Origin of the sequence: Desulfosediminicola ganghwensis, from assembly GCF_005116675.2 — a bacterium.
Classification (GTDB): domain Bacteria; phylum Desulfobacterota; class Desulfobulbia; order Desulfobulbales; family Desulfocapsaceae; genus Desulfopila; species Desulfopila ganghwensis.
This window is the reverse complement of sequence record NZ_CP050699.1, coordinates 2131075-2153451: the sequence shown is the minus strand read 5'-3', so window position 1 is coordinate 2153451 and position 22377 is coordinate 2131075. Positions and strand designations below refer to the sequence as shown.

The window sequence follows — 22377 nt, the reverse complement described above, 5'->3', positions numbered from 1 at the left end:
CAATAGATATACATCTTTTGATATTATTTTAGCCAGATAACTCCGGTCGCACCGAGCTAAATCCACAACCTTGGGAGTCCCGTTCGGGATGAAACTGGTTATTACTAGCCAGTGGTTGAATGCCTATCACAATTTGACTCACTGCCTTGCGAGATGATTCCAGATTATGTTTAGCGAGAGTGTTAGGCAACTCGCAAAATATCACGGCAGTATCGTTCATTCCTCCTCTAACAATAAATCATCTCAACCGGGGTAGAGTATGGGATCTTCAAAGTTCGTACCGAGTAGAGATATACTCTGACGCAATAAAAGCAGATGTACCAACACATGAGCGAATCTCCACCATCATTGGCGCAAAGGATTATCCTACCTAATGAGCGACACAGAATAACTGCAGGCAATTGAAAAAGGTCTGCAAACACGACCAGACAGAGGCAGAAACGAAAAAAGCCCTTCCAGCATGTTGCTGAAAGGGCTTTCTATCTAAATGGTGCCGAGACCAGGAATCGAACCAGCGACACACGGATTTTTGCTCCAATACCCTATCGGCTGTCTCTGCTTTATCAAGTTCCGATGGGTTATATCTGATAGTAACAATGTATCTCTTTACAATATTGAAGAATCATGTTTGGATCCTAACAATCTAACACCTCGCACTTGCTCTTAGAATGCCGCCACTCACTTGTTCTAAAAGACAGCCAATTGCATTCTAAATACACAATTTACAACCCATTACATCTGAAAGGAGAGCAAACATGAGAAAAACCGTTTGGGGAATTCTGGCAGTTTCGTTAGCAATATTTAGCATTAGCTCACCATTATCTGCAAACCAATCCGGCCTTGAAATTCCGGTACAGATTACAGGTGAGTCGGCATATAGACATGTCCAGAACCTCGCTGAAGGGCTAGGAGCCAGGGTTACGGGTACACCTGCAGAACTGGAAGCAAGATTCTATGTGATTATGGAGTTTGAGAGCATGGGCTATGACGTTGAAGTTCAACCTTTCACTTATGAGCGAGGAGGGGAAACCTACGAATCGGCTAATATCGTTGCAACCAGAGAAGGAAAGTTCGATCAGGCTGTCATTCTTGGTGCGCACTACGATTCAGTTTCTGAGAGGATTTGTGATACCGGTGAAATATCTACCGGTGCTGGAGACAATGCATCAGGTGTTGGTGTAATGCTAGAAGTTGCCGAGACCCTTACGGAGTACAAAACCCTAGGTACCATCAGATTCATTGCATTTGGTGGCGAGGAAATGGGGCTTCACGGATCACAATATTATGCAAATCAGATGACAGAAGAGGAAATCGAGAATACTGCCGCTATGATCAATCTGGATTCGGTGAGTTCAGGAGACTACTTCTATGTTTACTCAGGGGTGGATGATAATCCAGGCTGGGTTAGAGATTTGGCCCTCAGCATAGGTAATCGAATTGGCTACGATTTGAGGACAAGTCCAGGTTCAGACTATTTCGAATATGGCACTACTGGAGACTGGAGTGATCATGTCCCTTTCAGGCTTCTTGGCATCCCCATAGCATATTTTGAATGGATGAACTGGGATATAGAACCGGATGGTGGTGTTGAGACCGAAGAATTTGGGTGGATCATGCATACCTGCCGTGACAACATTGATTATGCCAGCATCGAAAAGCTTGAATTGACAGCCGATGTTGTTGGCAGCCTGGTATTTGAGCTCAGCAAAACAAAACTGCCTAAGGCTGTAAAAGGCAAGGTCGCTCAAGGTAAAAAATATGTTCGTATTCAGAAGAGAAACAATCAACCGGACTAGCAGCATGATTATTGATTGTGTCTCCTGATCTTGACACTTGTTGGGTAACCACAAAGACACTTATAGGTCCCCTGAAAGTGGAGATCTACCCTGAAACCACTGCGCTGGTGATCTGAATTTTGCAGCTCTGCTTTGCTACAATACAAGAACAGGACAGGAAACGAAAAAAGCCCTTCCAGCATGTTGCTGAAAGGGCTTTATATCTAAATGGTGCCGAGACCAGGAATCGAACCAGGGACACACGGATTTTCAGTCCGTTGCTCTACCGACTGAGCTATCTCGGCACCGCGTTAGCGCGTTGTGTGGGAGACTATTTACAAAGATTGTCTGAGAAATGCAAGGGTTGTTTTTCATTTATTTTCAGGCGGTCGCCCTTTGCACAGTCTTTCAACGACTTCTATTTTTTTTGTCCTCTTCCGCCTGACAGGCAATCGATATCCTTTTACCTGAATCGCAGTAATGCTCCCTGATACAACATTCCAATTCAGTTACCTGGCCAATTTCTAAAGCATAAATGATACTCATATGCCGTAAATAAACATCTTCCGGCGGGTAAAGATTTATCCAGTACTGATGCAACAAAAACTTTGAGAGCCCCTGGCATGACCTGCGAAAAAATTCAAACAACAATTCATTGTCGACCCTTGCGGCCAGAATCTTGTGAAACTTATCATCCAACTCGGCAAGTTGTGCAGGTTGCTCTGCGCCTCCAGCAACAACCTGCATCTGCTCTGCAATCTCTTTAAGCCTGCGAATATCATCTTCGGTATACTCATCAATGACCGAACAGACAGCAGCAGCCTCAAGCACCCCGCCGGTAAAATAGCTATCTCTGATCTGCTTGGGGCTCAGTTCTTTTATGAACTTCCCTTTCTGCGGGATCCATACTACCAGGCCTTCCTTGATCAAAACCTGTAGCGCTTCCCTAACCGGTGCCCGACTGATTGAGAGTTTTTGGGCAATAGTCAGTTCCTTGACCTTCTGCCCGGGTTTATATGTGCCATCGAGAATTGATTGTTTTATGTAACTTTCGACACGATTAGTATACGTTTCTTTTTCAAAATCCAAAATAGTTGCCTACTTCCCCTTATTACTTTGTCTTTTCTGATTATTCCTCAAGCTCAGCTTTACGAATCGAGGCGTGAGAGGCAAAGAGTTAGGGGGGAGGAGTAATAGCCTAAACCTAAAGAAATATTCACAACAACTCGATATAATACATCGATTCCGGGAGGGCCATTTGCCAATCTGCCACGCCTCACACCTCTCTCCTCACCTTTGCAAACTGAAGATTAGGGAGAATCAGATTGTCTTTTTGATGCCACTGCTGGCAAGGCAAAGTGAACTACACACTATTGATACATGCATTGTCACCAGCTTGCCACGTAAACAGTTTCTAATTGCAAGAACCACACTGAAAACAAACAAGATTAGGTGATGGTAACAGCATATGATTGTTTGGAAAATTTAATATCTGAAAAGCTTCTTTTAAAGCCGCCTGCATAATTGCCCCAGATCTGCTGTATCTTATAAGTGGTTGCCCTTCCACACTCACATACGGCGACTATAAACACCGACGGTCCGTTATCCAATATCGGTCGAGCAGTTCACATGCCCATATATTGTGAACTGCAAGCCTTCAGGTTAACAGACCGCATCGCCTCCTGGAACCACCAGGTTATAAATAATTATAGCGAATCAACACATTCTAGACTGAGCTATGGTGAGTAAACAGATTTTCATAATCCTGCTCTAAAAAATTACGCCTACCCTGCAGTTCTTTTCTGGCTTCATCAATATTTGCAGCCAGGATAGGCAGGGATTTTTGTAATGCCGCAAGGTACAGATCTGAATCCTGCGCAGTAAAAGCAGGGATTTTCCATATATGAAAAGCCGACTCCGAAATCACCATTGAAAGTACAGCTGTCCCGCCAGGAATAAGGCCACCACCACCGACCACATCATGTAGCGCCGATGACATGAACGTTACACCACCGGCATCCTGACTTATCAGCACAGCAAGTTCACCAACAATTCGAACTTTGTCATGTGCCTTTTCAGCTGCAGCCAGTTCCTGGCCAAGTTGGGCAATTTTCTCTCCAAGCAATCTTGTGGTCCTGGCCATTTCCTGCTGACCGCGCCCATAAGCCTTATCACTACATATGTGCGGAATAGATGCTGCTTTCACACCGTCGGACAAGGCATTAAACACCACCCGGTTATCAACCTCTTCATTTATGCGTATCCACAACCTGTTTTCAGTAGCCCCTTTACATACCGGGGGTGCATACGCTTTGGCCTCCAGCACTATGGTAGGCAGCTGATCAAGCCCGAGTTCTTTCATAGCCCGGCCTTTCTCGCCAAGCATGATATTCCCTTCTAGATCCTCATCCGGGCCAAGACCACCATCATTAGCGTTCAGGGTTGCCATAACTGAAACCGGAATACCATCTATATCAACAACAGCTCCAATACATTTTCCGACTTTTCCGGGCATGTCTTCATCAGCTGTCACAAAATGTCCGGGATAGCGCTTTTCAAAGGTATCAATTACCGCAAGGCACGTTGCCGTCTGCAAGGCAACCGGCAACTCCATACAGCCCTGACCATAAATCCTGCCAAAAGCAGCAAAGGCAGCATTCTGACTGTAGACCGCATCAAAGCCGAGAGCCCGGCGCGATAGCGTCTCTTCGTAAGGAGTGATACCTCGACGAGCATGGGCAACACCGGTACCACCATCCTGAGTCCTGACGATTATTGTACCGGTGTCGATGTCTGCCACTACCGAGGAGATGGTTGTGCATACAGGAAAAGCCCGGCGAAGAAGACATGAGGCAACAGCGAAACCGGCCGTATCGTCCTGTACAAAGCCTGCATGACTATGCACATGACCAGCCCCCGCGTGACCCATAACCCCAATAATTCCTACTTTTTTCTTGCTTCTCTTCACATCCATCATTTATCCCTTACATTTCGTCTTTCGTACAACAGCGAGCGTAACTGAATCTCGCACGTAGCAATCGCACAGGCTACTACTTCAGGCCCGGCAACCACAGGGTAATCTCTGGAATAAAGGTGAGGATCAGCAACGCCATGACCATGGTTGCCAGAAATGGCATTACTGCAGCACTCAGCTTCTCGATTGATATATTTGCAATACTGCAACCGACAAAGAGATTCACTCCTACAGGCGGTGTTAAAAAACCCATTGATGAGCAGATGATCATGACGATACCAAAATGGATCGGATCAACACCAAGCACTTTAACTACTGGCAGGAGCAGTGGTGTCAGGATCAGGATGTTTGCCAAGGCATCCATAAATGTTCCCATGACAAGCAGGAATATGAGGATTATCGGCAATAAGATGTATTTATTGTCAGAGATGCTTACGAGGATCTCCACCAGCATATTCGGGAGGTTGTAAAAGAGCAGAATCTGGCCGAGGGCGGTGGCTGTCGCAACGACGAGAAAAATAGACGAAGTTGTCAACGCGGTTCCCTTAAAAACATCAATGACTTTCTGCCAACTAAGTGTACGTAAGAAAAGACCTTCCACAATCAAAGAATAGACCACAGCAATAACACCGGCTTCTGTCGGGGTGGTCAGCCCGCCATAGATCCCTCCAAGAACAATAATCGGAACCATAAGAGCAGGAAGTGCATCACGGAAAGTGGTAACAACCTCTTTTAGAGGGGCTCGTTTTCCAGTACCGGTAAAGCCATATTTTTTCGCCAGGAAATAGCTGCAAACCATGAGGCAAAAACCGATAAAAAGCCCTGGAATTATACCGGCGATGAAGAGATCGCCAACCGAAACTCCGGCAGTGGTTCCGTAAATGATGAGTGGTACACTCGGAGGAATGATAACTCCAAGGCATCCTGCCGCGGTATTCACGGCAGTGGCAAAAGACCTCGAATATTTCTCTTTTTCCATGGCAGGAATCATAATGCCGCCGACTGCTGCCACTGTGGCGGGTGCAGAACCTGACAGGGATCCGTAAAACAAGCTTGTTAAAACAGAAATATGAGCCATGCCGCCAGTTAAGTGGCCGACCAGGGAGCGGGATACTGCAAGGAGCCTTTGAGCCATGCTCCCCTTCTGCATTATTTCACCTGCCATGATAAAAAATGGCACAGCCATAAGAGGGAATACATCCAGGGATGTAATCATTTTCTGTATAAGAAATTCATACGGCAGCATGTCGCTGAAAGTCATTCCGACAACAACACTTAAGCCAATAGCGACGCCTATGGGGACGCTTAAGAGGAGAAATGTTGCCAAGGCAATAAAGGTCAATATGATGGCTAAGTCCATTGTCAACTACTCCTTAATTAATCTCTATTTCTGCAGGATTGATCTTTCCTGTTAATAACCAATACAATCTCTCTAATGTCCTGAGTCCCATAAATCCAAGGCCAAGAGGCAGACAGAGGAATACCCAGTAGGCACTTACTTCAAGAGCCGGAGTTTTTTGTCCGGTACCGGCCAGGAAGATGATAAATTTCACCCCGAGAACGGTGGTAAAGAAACAAAATATGCAGGTGAAAATTGAAGCGAGAATGGTTATCGGTCGAGCAAATTTCCCCTTGAAGGCAGTTCGTAATATGGTTACTTCCAAATGTCTGTCCATTTGTGTCGCGTAGCTGCATCCGACATATACGGACCAGATGAAAAGATAGCGGGCAAGTTCTTCAGACCAGTCAAGGGAACTTTGAAGAACGTATCGGTTAAATACTTGGACTGCGGTTATGCCTGTCATCATTACCAGTGATACAGATGCAATAATCATCTCGACACTGGGAAGCATCGATTTTGGCTTATTCTTCATGGTCAAACTCTCCATTGTCTCGTAATACCGGATGGCATTTCACCATCCGGTATATCAAATGCGCTTATTCACCGGCAATGGTAGCTTTGGCTTTTTCGATCAGTTCTTTCCCAATTTTCTCTTCAAATTGAGCGTAGACCCCAGCAGTTGCATCAGCCCAGCGCTGTCGCTCTTCAGGAGAGAGAACAGTAACGGTTACACCTTGGTCGGCAAGTTTTTTCATGATTTCCTTTTCACCGTCACGAATGAGCTTGCGCTCATAGAGCTTCACCTCTTCAAAAGTGGTAATGATAAGCTCTTGGTCCTCAGGCGACTGGCTGTCAAGGAATCGTTTCGAAATCATCACAAGGTGCGGACTGAAGAGACTGTTGACGATGGTCACATGATTGTTCACTTCCGGAAAGTTATTGTGCCAGGCGAGGTTCAGATCGATGTCAATTCCATCAACGGTCTTTTGCTGCATCGCGGTATAGACTTCACCCCAGGAAATTGGGGTAGGGTTGATTCCAAGAGCTTTGAGTGTGGCGATATGTGCCTTGGAGGGTGTTGAACGGATCTTTAACCCTTTTGCGTCCTCGAGGGTCGTAATTGCTCTATTGTTGTTCCAGAGATTACGAAAGCCGATTTCAATATATCCCAGTCCGATAATACCACTACTTTCCAGCGCTTTTGTGGCATTCATACCAATGGGACCATCGGTGATTTTATCTGTTGAAGGATAATCAGGAAAGAGAAACGGCAGATCAAAGATAAGGAATTCATTCGAAAATGGTGAAAGGTTTGGCGTTGAAGCAGAACCCATTTGCAGCATATTCAGCTGAAGTCCCTGGACAACACTGTCAAAGTTACCAAACTTTGAGCTGTCAAAAATATCAACCCGGAATGCACCATTACTTCTTTCTTCTATCAACTCTTTGAATTTGATAAACGCCTGGCCCATTGGATGTTGCGGCACGTTAGGGTGGGCGAGTTTGATAACTGTCGGTCCTGCAAGAGCGGAAGTCACTCCCATGCACAGACAGAGCGTTACTGCGGTAAAAATGGACTTTAAGGTTTTCATGTTCTCCTCCTGAAGATTTTATTGTTCCGAAAACAACTCCGAATGCTTTCGGATCATGTGTGTAAGCCTGAATTACACACTTTCTATAAGCCATACCCTGCCATAGAGAAAAGGTACCACCAAGGCAGGGTATCGCGGTTTACATAAACGTATCGAGGTATGCATAGAGTGCTGGAGAGCCGCCGGTATGTAGAAACATCACGTTCGAACCGGAAGCAAAATGGTCATTTCGTACCAGATCTATAAGCCCAGCCATTGCTTTACCTGAATAAACCGGATCGAGCAGGATCGCTTCCGTCCGAGCGAGAAGCTTCACAGCCTCAATCATACCATCGGTTGGCAGGGAGTAGCCTGGGCCAACATAGTTATCAAAGCAGGAGATCTCACTTGCTGGCAGCTCTCCACGAACACCAAGCCGCTCCGCAGTTTCAACGGCCAGCTTATGAACAATCTCTTCCTGAACAGATTTAGGGCGGCTGACATTGATACCGGTCACGGGTATACCAGAGTTTGTGCCATAGAAACCAACCACCATTCCGGCGTGTGTACCAGCACTGCCACTCGGCACGACAATGTGGTCAATGTTTAAATCCTGCTCGAAAAGCTGCTGCTGAATTTCCTGAGCACAAGCGACATAGCCGGTGGCACCGATCGCATTGGATGCACCGCCCGGGATGATATACGGCTTTTTGCCCTCAGCTTTCAGTTTTTCAGCAAGTTTTTCCATCTCGCCGGGCATATTGGAACCACCGGGCACAACGGTAGTGCTCTTTACACCCATGAGCTGGAAAAGAAAGTTATTACCAGACCCAGCTTCCTTATAACTACCGGGAACACGCTCTTCGAGAATGAGATGACAATCCATTTCTTCTTTTACTGCCCAGGATAGGGTAAGACGACAGTGATTGGATTGTACTGCACCACAGGTAATAATGGTGTCCGCTCCATTGGCAATAGCGTCTGCAATGCAGAAGTCGAGTTTTCTGGTTTTATTGCCACCACTGCAACCGGGCAGCAAGTCATCGCGCTTAATAAAAACATTCACTTTACCGCCAAGTGCCCTTGAAAAGGCTGGTAAAGCTTCGATTGGGGTTGGCTCAATAACGTAATTTCTTTTAGGGAATTTGGTGAGATTCATCTGACACCTCGTATATGTATGGTTGGGTGGTTACCTAACAAAAATAATTATATGTATGGTTGCTCACTTAACAAGAACAACCGCTTCAATTTCTATATCCGCTCCCAGAGGAAGCGCTGCCACCTGCACAGCACTGCGTGCCGGAAATGGTTCATTGAAGTACTGCGCGTACACCTCGTTCACTTCTTTAAAATCTGAGATATCAGAAAGGAATACGGTAGTTTTAATCACATCGTTCAAGCTTGCTCCAGCTGCCTGCACAACGGCTTTAAGGTTTTTCAGAACCTGATGCGCCCGCAAAGCAATCGGCCCCTCGGGAAACAATCCAGATGCCGGATCAATTGGCAACTGACCCGATGTGAACAGAAGATTTCCAGCCTGTACAGCCTGTGAATACTGGCCAACTGCTCCCGGTGCTTTGCTTGTTTCAACTACTTTCTTTTCAACTCCTTAGGCGCTCATATATCCACCATGGACTATTTTACCGTCGGCTTTCAGACACCACATCTCAAACCCGACCTTAACTTCATAATGCCGAATGTCGACACTTTAGCAATTCCTCTTTTCTTTCTCACAAGCCAGCCTGGTTGTCAAGTCAAAAATAACATCCGGTTAGGTTTTTAGTTTCCAATTCTCAAAAAAAGACCAAAGCTCAAGTACAACGCTACTAGGCCACTCCGCCATCTCGACAAATTCATGATATCTAACAACTTGTTGCGGTACGTTTGTAACACACGTGCCCGCTATTTTTCGAGGCAACTGACAATTATCAGCAATAAACCATTGGGGGAGAGTGTGTCGATGAAACACAATCCTTTCCACTTTTTTCGTGGGAAAGATAAGCCACTGCGATGTAATGCAAAAACTTTAAACCTGCCCCAATCTGAACGAATGGGCGCTCTGGTTAGCTGGTAGCACATATATTTCTTTAGGAGATGAAAATACCAACAGTGAGAGAATCGGTGGGAATGGGAATAAAAAGGTAGGGGCATAAAAAAAGCCCTTCCAGCATGTTGCTGAAAGGGCTTTCTATCTAAATGGTGCCGAGACCAGGAATCGAACCAGGGACACACGGATTTTCAGTCCGTTTTTTCTACTCTCATAATACTTCATCCCGCCTCCTCAACCCTCCATTATCCCACAGCAGTAATAGATAACTATCTGTATATATCTTCTCTGAAATTCATCTCACTTAACACAGAGAATGTGGGACGAGATATCGTTTGCATAGCACCTGCGAGCATGGTGTCGGCTTCGATCGTTACTTTTTCATCCGCTACAGATCAGACGGCAAGGTGAAGGAGGAGGGCCTTGACTGGCATACGCTACACGGTCCCATGGTCGCCCGAACCGGGGACCAGATCGAGGAGCCTATCTTAGGCCCAAAACAAGATCATCTGCGCTGGTCACGTTTCAAGGAGACGGCACCGGAGCAAATGTTCGGCATGGTGAAGGTGTAGGCGAAGCTGGTGCCCTTATCCTTGTTCCGCGTCAGCCACGACACCACCATGTTCTGGTTGATGCTGCCAATCCTCGATTGGCGTTCTAACTCCGATAGATATCTATGTTCACTACCAAAAGAAAAAAATACTGAAATTGTTTTTCAAACAAATATATTAAGGGATACACCTAAGGTACCTACCCCCCTCGAGGGGGGACTAAAAAGAGTCCCGTTTATCGGGGTTAGCCCCCTATCCCCATCGCCTCTTCTTTGTCAATAAGCCTTTTGAGCATCACACTGAGTTGATCGACCTCAACGGGTTTGGTTAGATATCCGTCTATTCCAGCGTCCATAAATTTTTGTCCATCTCCGTTCATCGCATAGGCAGTTAATGTGACTATTGGCACATTCTTGTTTTTCTCCCCCACCTTGCCGGATCGTATAGCCCGGGTTGCCTCTATGCCATCCAGGACCGGCATCTGCACATCCATGATTACCAGATCAGTTATATGTTCTTTAAGATGCTTGAGGGCTTGTTCACCATTGCTTGCAGTTGCCACCTGATAGCCAATCTTTTCCAGGATTCTCTTCATCACCAACAGGCTTATCTCATCATCCTCGGCCACCAGAATTTTACGATTTCCGTCAACGTCCCATGACCAATCATATGATGACTCAGAAATTTTATGCCCCTTAGCTGAAGACAAGCGAAATGGTAAAGAAACGTAAAAACAAGTGCCGCCACCCTCAACATCACTAATCGCAATGGTGCCCTGCATCAAAGCTACCAGTTTCTTGACGATGGCAAGGCCTAATCCTGCGCCTTGGTACTGCCGCGCATACTGCCCTTCGACTTGTTCGAATGACTCAAATATCGTCTTGATATTCTCATCGGAAAGCCCTATTCCCGTATCAGATATCGTAAACAGGGCACGAATTGAATCTTCGGTTCCACCAGGCAGTTGATACGCGTTAACCGTTACTCCCCCACTTTCTGTAAACTTCAAGGCATTTCCCACTAAATTAAAGAAAATCTGCCCTAACCGAATGCCATCCCCCACCAGAACAGATGGCATATTATCGTCAATTTCAAATTTCAAACTCAGTCCCTTCTCGCAGGCCAGCCCCCCGAAAGTCTCCAGTACCGCCTCCCTTTGATCCTGAATTCTGAACTCATTTTCCTCTATTTGAAGTTTCTCCGCTTCTATACGGGAGAGATCGAGAATATTCGACAGTAATTGCGTTAAGCGCCTGGACGATTTTTCAGCCTTGTCGAGATATTCACGCTGTTCCTCATCGACATCGGTGGTGTGGAGTAGCTTTAACATGCCGACGATACCATTAAGTGGTGTACGAATTTCATGACTCATATTCGCCAGAAACTCGGATTTTGCATGGCTTGCCACTTCGGCCTGTTCTTTGGCCTGGCGCAGCTTGTCCTGTGCTTCTTTACGATCACTGAAATCCTCCAACGTTGCAATAACCTCTGTCGGCGACTGGTCAATATTCACAGGATTGAACTGCACATGCAGGTAGGTCTTTTTATTGCCTGTGATCGAAGTATAGTAGTCTTCATAGGAAGACGGTGTTCCTTGAAGAGCTTTTACCAGGGAATCACGCATAATTTTGTTGGTTCTGCCAACCATATCAAAATCAATCAACTTCGCTCTGGAACTCCCCATCAACTCAACGAAATGGTCATTGCAGTCCAGGATCCTTCCTTCAGCACTGAAACGAACCATTGCTAATGGAGAATTTTCAAATATCACCCTATGTCTGAGCTCACTGTCTCGAAGCTGCTCTTCAGCCTTTTTATAAAGGGAAATATCACGTATCTCAACAACCCTTGCAGTCTTTCCACGGTAGGGTATATTTCTCGCTTCCAGCCGTATAGGAAATTTTTCGCCATTCTTTCGAATACCCATAGCTTCATAGGGTTTTTCGTGACTTGTTTGCATGTGACTGATGACTGTATCCCGGAATGGGATATCAATGAGCTGCAATGCATTCGTACCGACAAGTTCCTGTATCGTGTATCCTGAAATATCTGCAAACCCCTGATTGCAGTCAATAATCTCTCCTTGGTCATGAATAAGTATTCCGCTAAACGATGCATTATGAAGAGCCTTGAACCTCATTTCACTTTCCTTCAGCTCTTCAGCAATGCGATTTCTTTTCGTAATATCGCGCGCTACTCCTAAAACACCAATAAGGTTTCCCTGATCATCGTACATAGGTGTTTTAATAGTCTCAAGTTCCTCAATATGACAGTCATCTTTATACGTTACAGTCTCTTCATTGACGACAGATCTACCCGCCGCTATCGCTGCATTGTCATTTTCTCTGAAAAACTGGGCCAGGTCCTTGTCAACGAAATCGAAGTCTGTTTTTCCTACGATCTCCGCTTCCGAAGCACCAAATAAACGCCCAAATCGCTGATTACACAAAAGGAATACCCCATCCTTGTCCTTGAGCCAGACAAGATCCGGTATTGTTTCAACCAGGGTGCGCAGATGGGCCATATTCAACCGCATCGCCTTATTTGCCTCTTCCGTCGCCTGCTGGGAATCCTTAAGAGCCTGCTCTGTATGCTTGATCTGATCGAGCTCTTCTTCCCGTGTAGTCAGCAGGTTTTGAAGCTGTAGATTGACGTTCTTCAGCTTTGCCTCCGCCACTTGTCTGGCCTTGATATTCATCACCAGCACAAAACAGATACAAACCAGCATCGCGATGATGACAGTTGCAATCAGCAACTGGTATCGATATTTCATCAAGGTAGTTGAAGGTTTGTTTATGATTATGCTCTCTTGGGGCAATTCATCGATGTTGATGCCGAAACGTTTGAGTTGAGTATAATCAAACATGAATTGATTTACAGAGGATGAAACAACAGGGATAGTGTCCGCTTTCTTGCCGGAAAGCAAATCCATAGCCATTTCTGCGGCCGCAAAACCTTGATAGGTGCCAGAGGTAAGCATTCCCCCGACAATACCTTCGCCCAGAAAATACTCCCACATCGAATAAATGGGCCTTGGTGATGCTGCGGAAATGAAGCGAGCTCCCTCTTCGATGGTGAACGTCTTATTTTCTTCGTCAGGGAAAAATGATAGCAGCAGGACAGCACTGTTTGGGTCTAAATCGACCAGAGTTTGCTTCAGTTCCTCATCTGATAAATTTTCAAGCCAGAACGATGTAAATTGGTTGCTGAACCCAGCAAGATGATGGTCAAAACTTCCATGTGCTACCTTACCAGAGACAGTATTGGGCTCATTCACTATGTATAATCCTGTCAAATCAGGATGAAGCCTGGAGATCAGCTCTAATGTCTCGCCTATACCCACTACTTCCAACATTCCGGTAATATTTACAAAATCAGGCCTCTCCGGCAGTGCGATATTATTGACGCCGCAAAATATGATCGGAACCTCAGGAAATAGCGCCTGCCGGTATTCCAGAGCAAAATTGACAGCGTTATCGTCTGAAGTGATGATTACATCAAATACAGTATCTTTATATTTGCTTTTATATAGCTTAAATAGGCTTTCAAAATGTTGAGGGAATTGATACCGCTTCGTATCCATGAACTCAATCACCAGGTCCACACCTGAGTCATTGGCATAAGATTTACTCACAGCTTCAGTAATATTTCGTGTCCACTTATGACTGTAACTGTATGAGTTCAGGAGAAGCACCTTCTTCTCAGGTTGAGTCCGAGCCTGCACTGGCAACGCAAAAACAACTAACAACAAAAGCAACAAAACCGACCAAACAACCTGCGGGCTTCTCTTGTTGCGGTGCAACCGATGACGGGATATCATTTGAATATATTCTGTGTTCAATGTGATGGTTATTAATATTTATTACTCACCAAAATTGAATACACTCATGTATTCAACAACTTACGAAACAGATAAAACAAAGTACCTCATATATTGTGATTCCACCTTCATCATCATATGAACGCAGTACGTTTGTTAGCATAAAATGTAACTGATGAACTTCTTTATTCCTAACATATTCTAACCTGCCCGGTTGGAGGTAGTTTTCCGTGAGATGTAAATTTTCTGCAATTCACGGTACATATTTGCATAATGGATAGGAAAAAATCATGAGCATGCTATCCGAGAATACCCTTTTTCCAGCTCTTCGTTGTTTTAGAAAAATAATGCTCGCAATATCAGTTTCATAACAGTGCTTATATTTGTAAGACGCCTTGATCTGAGAAAAAATGATTATTCTCTAACAGCTCCTGGCAGACTGCCGAAAAAATGACACTCTGCGCGATTTTCCTGAATAGAAATCAAACACCTCTCCTGCCATATTAGAGGTTGACTGCTCTATCTGTATTTCTGCACAAACCGGAAACTGGAACGGCGCTAATCGGGATTGTCCATTCATGCAATGACAACGATCCGGACAAAACAGCGTTTCGAAGGTGAGGTGATACGTAATCGTTTTTTCAAGCAACCCTGAAAAATGAGCCTGTCCTACCCATGGCACCCAGGCAATAGCTACTCTCCTTCCCCATCAGTACCGCTGTAGACAACTTTTTTCTTTCCCACTCCGTGGTTGCCATGTAGAGTTGCAGCGGGAGTGGGCTTACTAAATAATCACTCGTTTTTTTGACATTTTCCGAACGAACCTCCCCCAAAACCGGCTTTGCAGCGATTTGCCGTCAACCGCCGGCTCCTTGTATTCCGGCCAGCCAGAAGATCTCATCTGTATCCCCCACGCCTCCTAGCCCGAATATTTCATGAAAATTGCGGATAGATAGAAAATTAACTATAAGAATGAATACGTTGAGGGCATTTTGTAGGCAGTTTTGAAGGATACAATTTGCAACCAGTCAATCGAGAATAGGTACTGAGATTTTCACACTTTCGGGGCAAGTCGATACAGGCCGCTATCCAGCGTCGCTTTTGAAAATCACATGCATAACTATTGTGAATCTCAAGTCTCCTCGGCTAGCAGACCGTCTCAACTCGTGAAATATCCAGGCTAGCTTTTCACCTTTAAGACCGACCAGACAAAGACAGCAAACAAAAAAAAGCCCCCACAACTAACTTGTTGTGGGGGCTTATATCTAAATGGTGCCGAGACCAGGAATCGAACCAGGGACACACGGATTTTCAGTCCGTTGCTCTACCGACTGAGCTATCTTGGCACCACGTTGGTAATATTCAAAATTTTGTATCATCTTCCACAACGGCCCTATTGCCACCCCATCAGTGCATGGAGGTGAAAGCCATGGTTGAGAATGGGCCCCTCACTAATGCTCCTCCGAGAGGCAGTTTTGCGGTGGAACGGATCAACACCTTAATACTGATACTTAAAGTCTCCATATTCTTATATCCCTAGTTCCTTATCGAATCGCCCCTTAAAGAATATACCCTATTGAAAACGGGCCAGCGACCAGTTACGAATGTGCATGGTCAACTTCTTTTGGGTGTTCTGGATGCCTAGATACAGGAGCCTGAACAGGATGTCCTAGTTCGAGAACTCGCCCTTGGTTGGTCAGCATACGAAACTGGCAATACACCACGTCAATGGTATTCGTGGTGTAGATGATCCACCTTATCTATTCTGATCTAAGTGACCCTAAAAGCGGGGCCACTTAGACCTATCCTGTAAAATTCCAAAATGTTTTCTTATTCAACTTTCTGAATGAAACATTTGCTGAACTTAGAACATATTGTTTTTGGGTTCTTCGACATTTCCTGTGGATTAAGGCATGTTTTACTCTCTCAATCAATCCTTTCTCAATCTGGCAAAAGGGTTGATTGAGAGAGTAAAACATGTGAGGGCACGGGGTGTTGCGAATTTACTAACTTACGCTAAAAGGTTCTAGCCAGCCTGGAAGAAGATTCGTGCTTTGTGCTGGTAACTGGCTGTATTCGAGATGTTTGGGCTATGAGGCGACGCCATGTCACTGTTTTAGCGCCTTTCCACTCAAAACGTCGAGGATCCTGTCTTTTTTGACAATTAGAGTAGCCAGCAATTCCGCATTACAATGTTCCTAACTTCGTTTTCGAAGTTGCCTCGAAAGAGCCCCAAAAAGCCATGCCCTCTCTTTACACCACTCTGTGGCATTGACAGATTATTCTCCCTACGAAACACTTATCGTATACTATTTGTTTTCTCTTTTTTCATTGTCCCTTCTTACTTTTAGCAAAAACAGAAAGATGTACGTAGAACTCTAACCGCCTAGTTTCACGATAATTTCCGGAATTGCGAATCCTAATGTCGTAGAAATGATGATCATTCTTCGGTCGATGATACTCCTCTTAGTCCAATGATTTCAGAACCACATGCTCCATTGATTGCCAGCCCGGCAGGTTCAATTTTGAAATCCACTTGAAACGTCGAGGAGCGCTGGAGTAATACAATAAGTGCAACAGACTGAAGTTTGAAAAGTGAATGAGTTGACGATATGGTTTCAGCTCTCACACTTAACCACGGTCTGTCATGAACAATCACAACAAGCACTATCACCAACTCACCCAACAGCAAAGATACCAGATTTACGGCCTGCGTAAAGCTGCCATGAGCCAAAGAAGTGGGAGTCAGCAGCAGCACCATCAGTCGTGAACTGAAAAGAAACAGTATCGAAGAGGGTTATGATCCCCAAGTTGCCCAAGTATTCAGCGATGACCGTAAACGGTATGCAGTCAAAGCAGATAAACGTGATCCTGAAACAGATACAATCATACGAGAGACCCTGGCCCTTGGCTGGTCACCAGCTGCTATCAGTGCCCGTATGGATGTTGAATGCTCAGGGGCAAACAGACCCAGTTACACGACAATCTACAGGCGTATCAGTGAGGATCGCCTGCAAGGTGGCCTGCTCCATACCCGCTTGCCACGGTATGGGAAAAAGCGCTGGCAGGGTGGCAAACGTTACAGAAAGGCTGATTTAGCAGCTATTCCCAATCGAGTAGACATCAGTTCAAGGCCAGATGTTGTCGAACAAAGATCGCGCCTTGGGGATTGGGAAGGTGATTTTGTTCATGCCGTCAATGCAAGCCTGGTTACATTGGTTGACCGGATAAGTCGCTTTACCTTAGCTCAACGTATGATTCGTAAAAGCAAAGAAGCTGTGGCTGATGCACTAATTAGCATGCTCGGCAAAGTGCACTCAGCACTGACAGTAACACTGTATAATGGCGGTGAATTTACCGACCATGATCGAGTTTCAAAGGAGACTGGAGCGGCTACGTACTTTGCCAAACCATATGCAAGTTGGCAGCGTGGAACCAATGAAAACACAAACGGTCGTCTCCGCCGTTTGCGGCCAAAGAAAATTGATCTCACTACACTGTCTAATGGGGATATTCAGGAAGGGTTTTCCTTCTGAACCTCCCGCCAAGAAAAGTATTGGATGGCTTAACACCTTAGGAAGCTTTTACTGGTCAACGTGTTGCACTTATTACGTGACTCCAGCTTAGGTTTTGGGATGTTATATAATGGAACACTAGACTTGGAGATTCCATAATGGAATGGACGAATATGGACGTGTTGAAGATTTTGCAGATTGGGGTTATTGGTCTTGGATTCCTTCTTGCTGCCCTTGCATACCACTTGCTTACCAAGGAGCAAAAGCACGAAACTCCTAGACCTGATATTCTAAAATCTATATATTTCTTTATGTCCTTTTCGGTCGTGCTTTGTGTCATAGGGATTATATCTCAAACAATTGGTGTAGACATAGGAAGACAATCATCTCCTTCGGCATTCTCTTCTTTCAATTCAAAGAGGGATAGCATCTTATACAATTACTTTGTGTATTCGGTTGATGCACAGAACCATCAATTGTGTAACACCAGCAGATTTTTATATTCAGAAAAACCAATTGATACAGAAAACATGAGTATAGAAGGAAAAATTATTGGTGAATTAATAATTGATAAAAAATCAGATGACTTTGAATATCTAGCATTTGGAAATAAAAACAAATATTTTTTAAAGATTCTACATGATGATGGAGTTGCTTTTTTAGAAAGCGAGGCAGGGGATTATATAGGTTATTGGATTGGAGAAGCAAATGCCCCCGGCATAAACGCAGTGATTTGTCCAATAGTTTTTTCTCCTGACGCTAAAGGACTAAGTGTGGAAGAAGCGAAATCCAAATGGTCGATATTAAACGATCCGTGCCGTATCCTTACTCGACTGAACGAAATTTCTAAATGAGAAATAATTTTATTTTAATCAAGTAGAAAGGTTGGAACTGCATCGCAAACAACTCAGGCTAAAGGCGAGGAGTGTTCGGCTTCTAAAATAAATATTTTTACAGGGCAAAAAAGGTCTCCCACCGCAGATTGCTTATAATTTGTCGCACTCTTGGCCGTCAAGGCAGCACCCTTGGCAGCTAATAAATCAACAAGTAATCAATTTGCAAAGTTAACAAAATACTATGAGGGAAAACGATGGAACATGAAAAAGATAAAAACTACACTTTGAAGCTCGACCAGTTTCATAATACTAAGCATGATGGGTCTTTAGCCAGTGGGACGGTTGAAGATATAAATCCCAAAATTGACCTTGCGCAAACATTTTCAGTCAACATGAATGGATCATTGAAAGAAGTGCATATAGATGTGCAATTACTTGACCGAACAGGTACTTTCTTATTCGATATAAGGCCAACTAATGAGAATGGTGTACCGCTAGAGACCAACGACTGGGACAAAGTATTGTTCCACAAAAAAATACCGTGGGATAACTTATTAACCTCAGTCGAATCTGGCTATATTTGGATTGATTTGGGAAAACATGGAATACCTGTAGCCAAAGGCGATGTCTTAGCCTTGGTGTTACGCTGTGACCATTACGCAAGAGCTAAATTTAATGGAAACACTGGAAACCAATACGCAGGAGGCAGAACCTTTACCAGATACATGGAAGGGACAAGTGATAATAGTTGGTTGGGAGGGTTTGGTGCCCAGTCCGATTGGGATATTGGGTTTAGAACCTATATTAAATAAAATTTCCCTCATCATGACCTACTCCCTTTTCTTTAACACAATTTAGATTACGTTAATTTTTTCAACAAGATTGAACATCTTTCAAATGAGTAGGCTGATCTTAGGACTAACTGGCCATTTTGTTTTCAACAAGCGCATTGGACTAAATCCAGCTCTTCAACAAAATGTGTGGAATTGGATATAGCCACCGTTTTTTTTAACCTCATTCAGAACTCACGTTACAAATATGAACCTTCTTCCTGATAAAGTTGGTACTGCCCGGGATTTCGGCAGGTTGACCCAACTCCTAAAAACCTTTGCCGGGGAAAGCTTTCAACTTGCCACGAGGTTGTTAGGTAGCTTGCAACATACCACGACAGTGTCGTTCATTCCTCCGATATTAAATCATTTCAACTGTGGTAGGTTATAGGATCTTCAAAGCTCGGACTGAGTAGAGATATACTCTTACGCAATAAAAGCAGATGCGCCAACACGTGAACGAATCTCCACCAACATTGGAACAGAGGATTATCCTACTTAATGAACGACACACGATAACTGCAGGCAATTTAAAAACGTCGGCTCTCCCTCAAAGAAGGGGGATAAAAAATCCTCAGAGATAAAAAAGGCATACCAAACTATTATGGTATGCCTCATAAATTGATCAAATTTCCGACCAAAGAAAGGAGATCAATTTATGGAGAAATTATTAATCGGGCTGGCAGGATTTTCAATCAAAAAGGTGCTCAGTTACCGTCCAGCCCGCCTTGAGGTTGTTTATAAGAAAGACACGCTATGCCCCAAGTGCAACAGCTCAAACAAAAGGATCAAGGCAAGCTTCTGGCGAGAGATCAAAAGTGTTCCACAACAGGGACACCCTGTCACCCTCCACATTCGCTGCCACAAATTCCACTGTAAACAGTGCGGTAGATACTTTAATAGCCGTATGGACGGTATCAAAAAATGGAATAGATCCACAGAACCACTCAAAAGCAGCGTGTATTATAAATGCAATCGCGGCTATTCCAATAAGGACGCGGCCTATGAGAGTGGAATCAGCGTCGCCACTGTAGAGCGGTTTTATCACCAGATGGTCCTGCAGAACATCAGTCACCGATCCGAACGGCTTTGTCCCAGATATCTTGGTCTGGACGAACATCGTTTCACCAAGCGCATGGGGTTCGTTACTACATTTTGTAATCTTGAAAAACACAGTGTCTTTGACGTAGCGCCAGGGCGTAGTGAAGCTGAATTGGAGTCATTTCTCAAGACTCTTCGTGGACGTGAACGAGTACGGGTTGTTTGCATGGATATGCACGCCCCCTACCGAAAGATGGTCAGAAAGTGGTTCCCTAACGCAAAAATAGTTACAGATAGATTTCACGTTATCAAACTAATAAATCACCACTTCGCCAAAGCTTGCAAACTCATAGATGAGGAGAATCTCGCCTGGGGACGAGGTGGCTTGATTCGTATGTTGTGCACCAGGAAGCAGAATCTTACACCTCTGAAACGCGAGAAACTCGAACAATACTTTAAACAGCAACCGGCGATCGAAAGTCTCTGGAAATTTACTCAGGATTTGGCTGAATTATGCAGAAATAAGGGTAAAAACCATACAACTTGTAAAAAACTTATCCCCGAACTGCTGGAACGAGTTGAAATGCTGAAGGCGAGTCCTTTAAAACCTATGCGAACTCTTGGAAAAACGATTACAAGTTGGCTGGAGCCAATCGCAAGAATGTTCAGATATTATAGAAGCAATGGTATTCTCGAGGGTTTTCATCGAAAGATGAAACTTATTCAAAGAAGAGCATATGGGTTTAGGAATTTTGGTAATTATCGGTTAAGAGTACGACTTTTGTGCGGTTAGACTACTTTGGAAATTCGATCAATCTGATCTGAGAATGGAAGGACCATCCCCCTTCTTTGGTGTAGACCCAAAACGTCTCAAACACGACCAGACAGAGACAGGAACGAAAAAAGCCCTTCCAGCATGTTGCTGAAAGGGCTTTCTATCTAAATGGTGCCGAGACCAGGAATCGAACCAGGGACACACGGATTTTCAGTCCGTTGCTCTACCGACTGAGCTATCTCGGCACCGCAAAATCGCTATCGCGTTTTGGAGAGGCTTATTTACACAGAATCAGAAAGGGTGTCAACCGCTTTTTGTCTGCCTTTTTAGTTTATGCAAAAACCCTACTTAAGATCAAGATCCAGATCACCCAGATCGAGATCAAAATTGAGTTCCTCGTCTTCCTCTATCTCATCGTCTGCAGGTTTTTTCTGTGATTCCGGGTCATCATGGTCCAGGCTCAGGTCAAGATCGTCCAGAGAAAGTTTTTCCAATTCACTTTCTTCTTCATCCGGTTCAGCAGGTGATTTTTTTTGCCCTGGAGATTCATCTACTACGTCCTCTTTTTCGTCGAGGCCAAAATCAAGGTCCAGGCTCAGCTCAAGATCGTCCTCGTCTTCCACGACCTCTGCAGGTGTTGGCTTTTTGAGGTCGGAAATGTCACTCAATTCTGATGGCAATTCTTTTAGAGGGGCGGGTGCCGGCAGCTCGTCGTCTGTACCCTCATCAATGGATAACTCATCACTCTCAAACTCGAAATCGCCGAAATCAAGTGAAATGCCGCCTTCCTCTTCGTCCTCCAAGGCCTTGGAATCATCACCAGGCAAGCCCAGGTCAAAATCATGGCCAAGGTCGAGCGTGATTTCATCAGAACTGTCCTCTTCATCGTCGGAGAGCTCGAAAGCGATCTCTTCGTCCTGTCGATCATCCTCGTCCAGCAGGATATCGAGATCCGGATCGCTGATCTCATCATCTAGAAGCATATCCTCGGTATCGACAAATGTTCCGGAAGCATCAAACGAATCATCCGCGTCCTCAGAACCAGCACCAAAGCTTAAAAAAACCGGCACAGCAACTTTGTGAACAGAACCAGACAGGTCTTTGGAAATACCCTTGATTTTCTTATTGCACTTTAAACAAGTTTCCAGATGATCGAATGATATGTAGCCGCATTTAGGACAACGCATCGTGACTTTCCTCTTCTTTTCTCGGTCTCAGAATTATCCCACAAAACCTGTAGCTCTTATAAGTATCGGGATTTTTTCCTACTATCGCATATAAATCTGATTTTAATCAAGTA

Annotated in this window: 13 protein-coding genes, 4 tRNA genes and 2 pseudogenes; 6 read left to right on the top strand and 13 right to left on the bottom strand. The window is 44.6% G+C overall.

What is annotated here, in order from left to right; all coding sequences use genetic code 11:
* Positions 1-755 precede the first annotated feature (755 nt).
* Positions 756-1796: a M20/M25/M40 family metallo-hydrolase gene (locus FCL45_RS09075; protein WP_136799480.1), complete on the top strand. Its 1041-nt coding sequence runs from the start codon at positions 756-758 to the stop codon at positions 1794-1796.
* A gap of 208 nt (positions 1797-2004) precedes the next feature.
* Here the strand turns inward: FCL45_RS09075 and FCL45_RS09070 are convergent.
* The 9 genes and pseudogenes from FCL45_RS09070 to FCL45_RS09030 all read right to left on the bottom strand — a co-directional run bounded on the left by FCL45_RS09070 (position 2005) and on the right by FCL45_RS09030 (position 9940).
* Positions 2005-2080 (bottom strand) — tRNA-Phe (locus FCL45_RS09070).
* A 103-nt stretch (positions 2081-2183) separates the two neighbouring features.
* The gene (locus FCL45_RS09065; protein ID WP_136799479.1) at positions 2184-2864 is read right to left on the bottom strand and encodes a GntR family transcriptional regulator; all 681 of its coding nucleotides are present in this window, start codon (positions 2862-2864) and stop codon (positions 2184-2186) included.
* 637 nt (positions 2865-3501) lie between these two features.
* Positions 3502-4749, bottom strand: coding sequence for a hypothetical protein (locus FCL45_RS09060; RefSeq protein WP_136799509.1), 1248 nt, complete (start codon positions 4747-4749; stop codon positions 3502-3504).
* A 76-nt stretch (positions 4750-4825) separates the two neighbouring features.
* Positions 4826-6109, bottom strand: a complete 1284-nt coding sequence (locus FCL45_RS09055; protein WP_136799478.1) for a TRAP transporter large permease — start codon at positions 6107-6109, stop codon at positions 4826-4828.
* A 13-nt stretch (positions 6110-6122) separates the two neighbouring features.
* Positions 6123-6623, bottom strand: coding sequence for a TRAP transporter small permease (locus FCL45_RS09050; RefSeq protein ID WP_136799477.1), 501 nt, complete (start codon positions 6621-6623; stop codon positions 6123-6125).
* Positions 6624-6687: 64 nt separating this feature from the next.
* The gene (locus tag FCL45_RS09045; protein ID WP_136799476.1) at positions 6688-7683 is read right to left on the bottom strand and encodes a TRAP transporter substrate-binding protein; all 996 of its coding nucleotides are present in this window, start codon (positions 7681-7683) and stop codon (positions 6688-6690) included.
* Positions 7684-7822: 139 nt separating this feature from the next.
* Complete coding sequence (gene cuyA, locus FCL45_RS09040; protein WP_136799475.1) at positions 7823-8821, bottom strand: D-cysteate sulfo-lyase; 999 nt, start codon at positions 8819-8821, stop codon at positions 7823-7825.
* 63 nt (positions 8822-8884) lie between these two features.
* Positions 8885-9262: pseudogene (locus FCL45_RS09035) on the bottom strand (RidA family protein); the annotation flags it as partial.
* 597 nt (positions 9263-9859) lie between these two features.
* A tRNA-Ser gene (locus tag FCL45_RS09030) sits at positions 9860-9940 on the bottom strand.
* Positions 9941-10044: 104 nt separating this feature from the next.
* Here FCL45_RS09030 and FCL45_RS09025 point away from each other — a divergent pair.
* Positions 10045-10281, top strand: a complete 237-nt coding sequence (locus FCL45_RS09025) for a hypothetical protein (RefSeq protein ID WP_136799474.1) — start codon at positions 10045-10047, stop codon at positions 10279-10281.
* A 223-nt stretch (positions 10282-10504) separates the two neighbouring features.
* Here FCL45_RS09025 and FCL45_RS09020 read toward each other — a convergent pair whose 3' ends face one another.
* Positions 10505-13894 carry a PAS domain S-box protein gene (locus FCL45_RS09020; RefSeq protein ID WP_167495890.1) on the bottom strand — a complete coding sequence of 1130 codons (3390 nt, stop codon included), beginning with the start codon at positions 13892-13894 and terminating at the stop codon, positions 10505-10507.
* 1456 nt (positions 13895-15350) lie between these two features.
* A tRNA-Phe gene (locus FCL45_RS09015) sits at positions 15351-15426 on the bottom strand.
* A 1301-nt stretch (positions 15427-16727) separates the two neighbouring features.
* Here FCL45_RS09015 and FCL45_RS09010 point away from each other — a divergent pair.
* The 4 genes and pseudogenes from FCL45_RS09010 (at position 16728) to FCL45_RS08995 (ending at position 21095) form a co-directional block, all read left to right on the top strand.
* A pseudogene (locus tag FCL45_RS09010) lies at positions 16728-17657 on the top strand (IS30 family transposase).
* 96 nt (positions 17658-17753) lie between these two features.
* Complete coding sequence (locus FCL45_RS09005; protein WP_136799472.1) at positions 17754-18449, top strand: hypothetical protein; 696 nt, start codon at positions 17754-17756, stop codon at positions 18447-18449.
* A 236-nt stretch (positions 18450-18685) separates the two neighbouring features.
* A complete protein-coding gene (locus FCL45_RS09000; RefSeq protein ID WP_136799471.1) occupies positions 18686-19243 on the top strand; it encodes a hypothetical protein in 558 nt (185 codons plus the stop codon).
* A 676-nt stretch (positions 19244-19919) separates the two neighbouring features.
* Complete coding sequence (locus FCL45_RS08995; RefSeq protein ID WP_176360016.1) at positions 19920-21095, top strand: ISL3 family transposase; 1176 nt, start codon at positions 19920-19922, stop codon at positions 21093-21095.
* 151 nt (positions 21096-21246) lie between these two features.
* On the opposite strand, the gene FCL45_RS08990 is transcribed toward FCL45_RS08995, so the two are convergent.
* Positions 21247-21322: transfer RNA gene (locus tag FCL45_RS08990), tRNA-Phe, on the bottom strand.
* A 99-nt stretch (positions 21323-21421) separates the two neighbouring features.
* Complete coding sequence (locus FCL45_RS08985) at positions 21422-22264, bottom strand: hypothetical protein (RefSeq protein WP_136798240.1); 843 nt, start codon at positions 22262-22264, stop codon at positions 21422-21424.
* Positions 22265-22377 lie beyond the last annotated feature (113 nt).

Bases quoted from the DNA above. Each gene is read 5' to 3' on its own strand.
- FCL45_RS09050 (WP_136799477.1), bottom strand. From the start codon at position 6,623: ATGAAGAATAAGCCAAAATCGATGCTTCCCAGTGTCGAGATGATTATT.
- FCL45_RS09000 (WP_136799471.1), top strand. From the start codon at position 18,686: ATGGAACATGAAAAAGATAAAAACTACACTTTGAAGCTCGACCAGTTT.
- FCL45_RS09005 (WP_136799472.1), top strand. From the start codon at position 17,754: ATGGAATGGACGAATATGGACGTGTTGAAGATTTTGCAGATTGGGGTT.
- FCL45_RS09055 (WP_136799478.1), bottom strand. From the start codon at position 6,109: ATGGACTTAGCCATCATATTGACCTTTATTGCCTTGGCAACATTTCTC.
- FCL45_RS09075 (WP_136799480.1), top strand. From the start codon at position 756: ATGAGAAAAACCGTTTGGGGAATTCTGGCAGTTTCGTTAGCAATATTT.
- cuyA (WP_136799475.1), bottom strand. From the start codon at position 8,821: ATGAATCTCACCAAATTCCCTAAAAGAAATTACGTTATTGAGCCAACC.
- FCL45_RS08985 (WP_136798240.1), bottom strand. From the start codon at position 22,264: ATGCGTTGTCCTAAATGCGGCTACATATCATTCGATCATCTGGAAACT.
- FCL45_RS09060 (WP_136799509.1), bottom strand. From the start codon at position 4,749: ATGGATGTGAAGAGAAGCAAGAAAAAAGTAGGAATTATTGGGGTTATG.
- FCL45_RS09045 (WP_136799476.1), bottom strand. From the start codon at position 7,683: ATGAAAACCTTAAAGTCCATTTTTACCGCAGTAACGCTCTGTCTGTGC.
- FCL45_RS08995 (WP_176360016.1), top strand. From the start codon at position 19,920: ATGGAGAAATTATTAATCGGGCTGGCAGGATTTTCAATCAAAAAGGTG.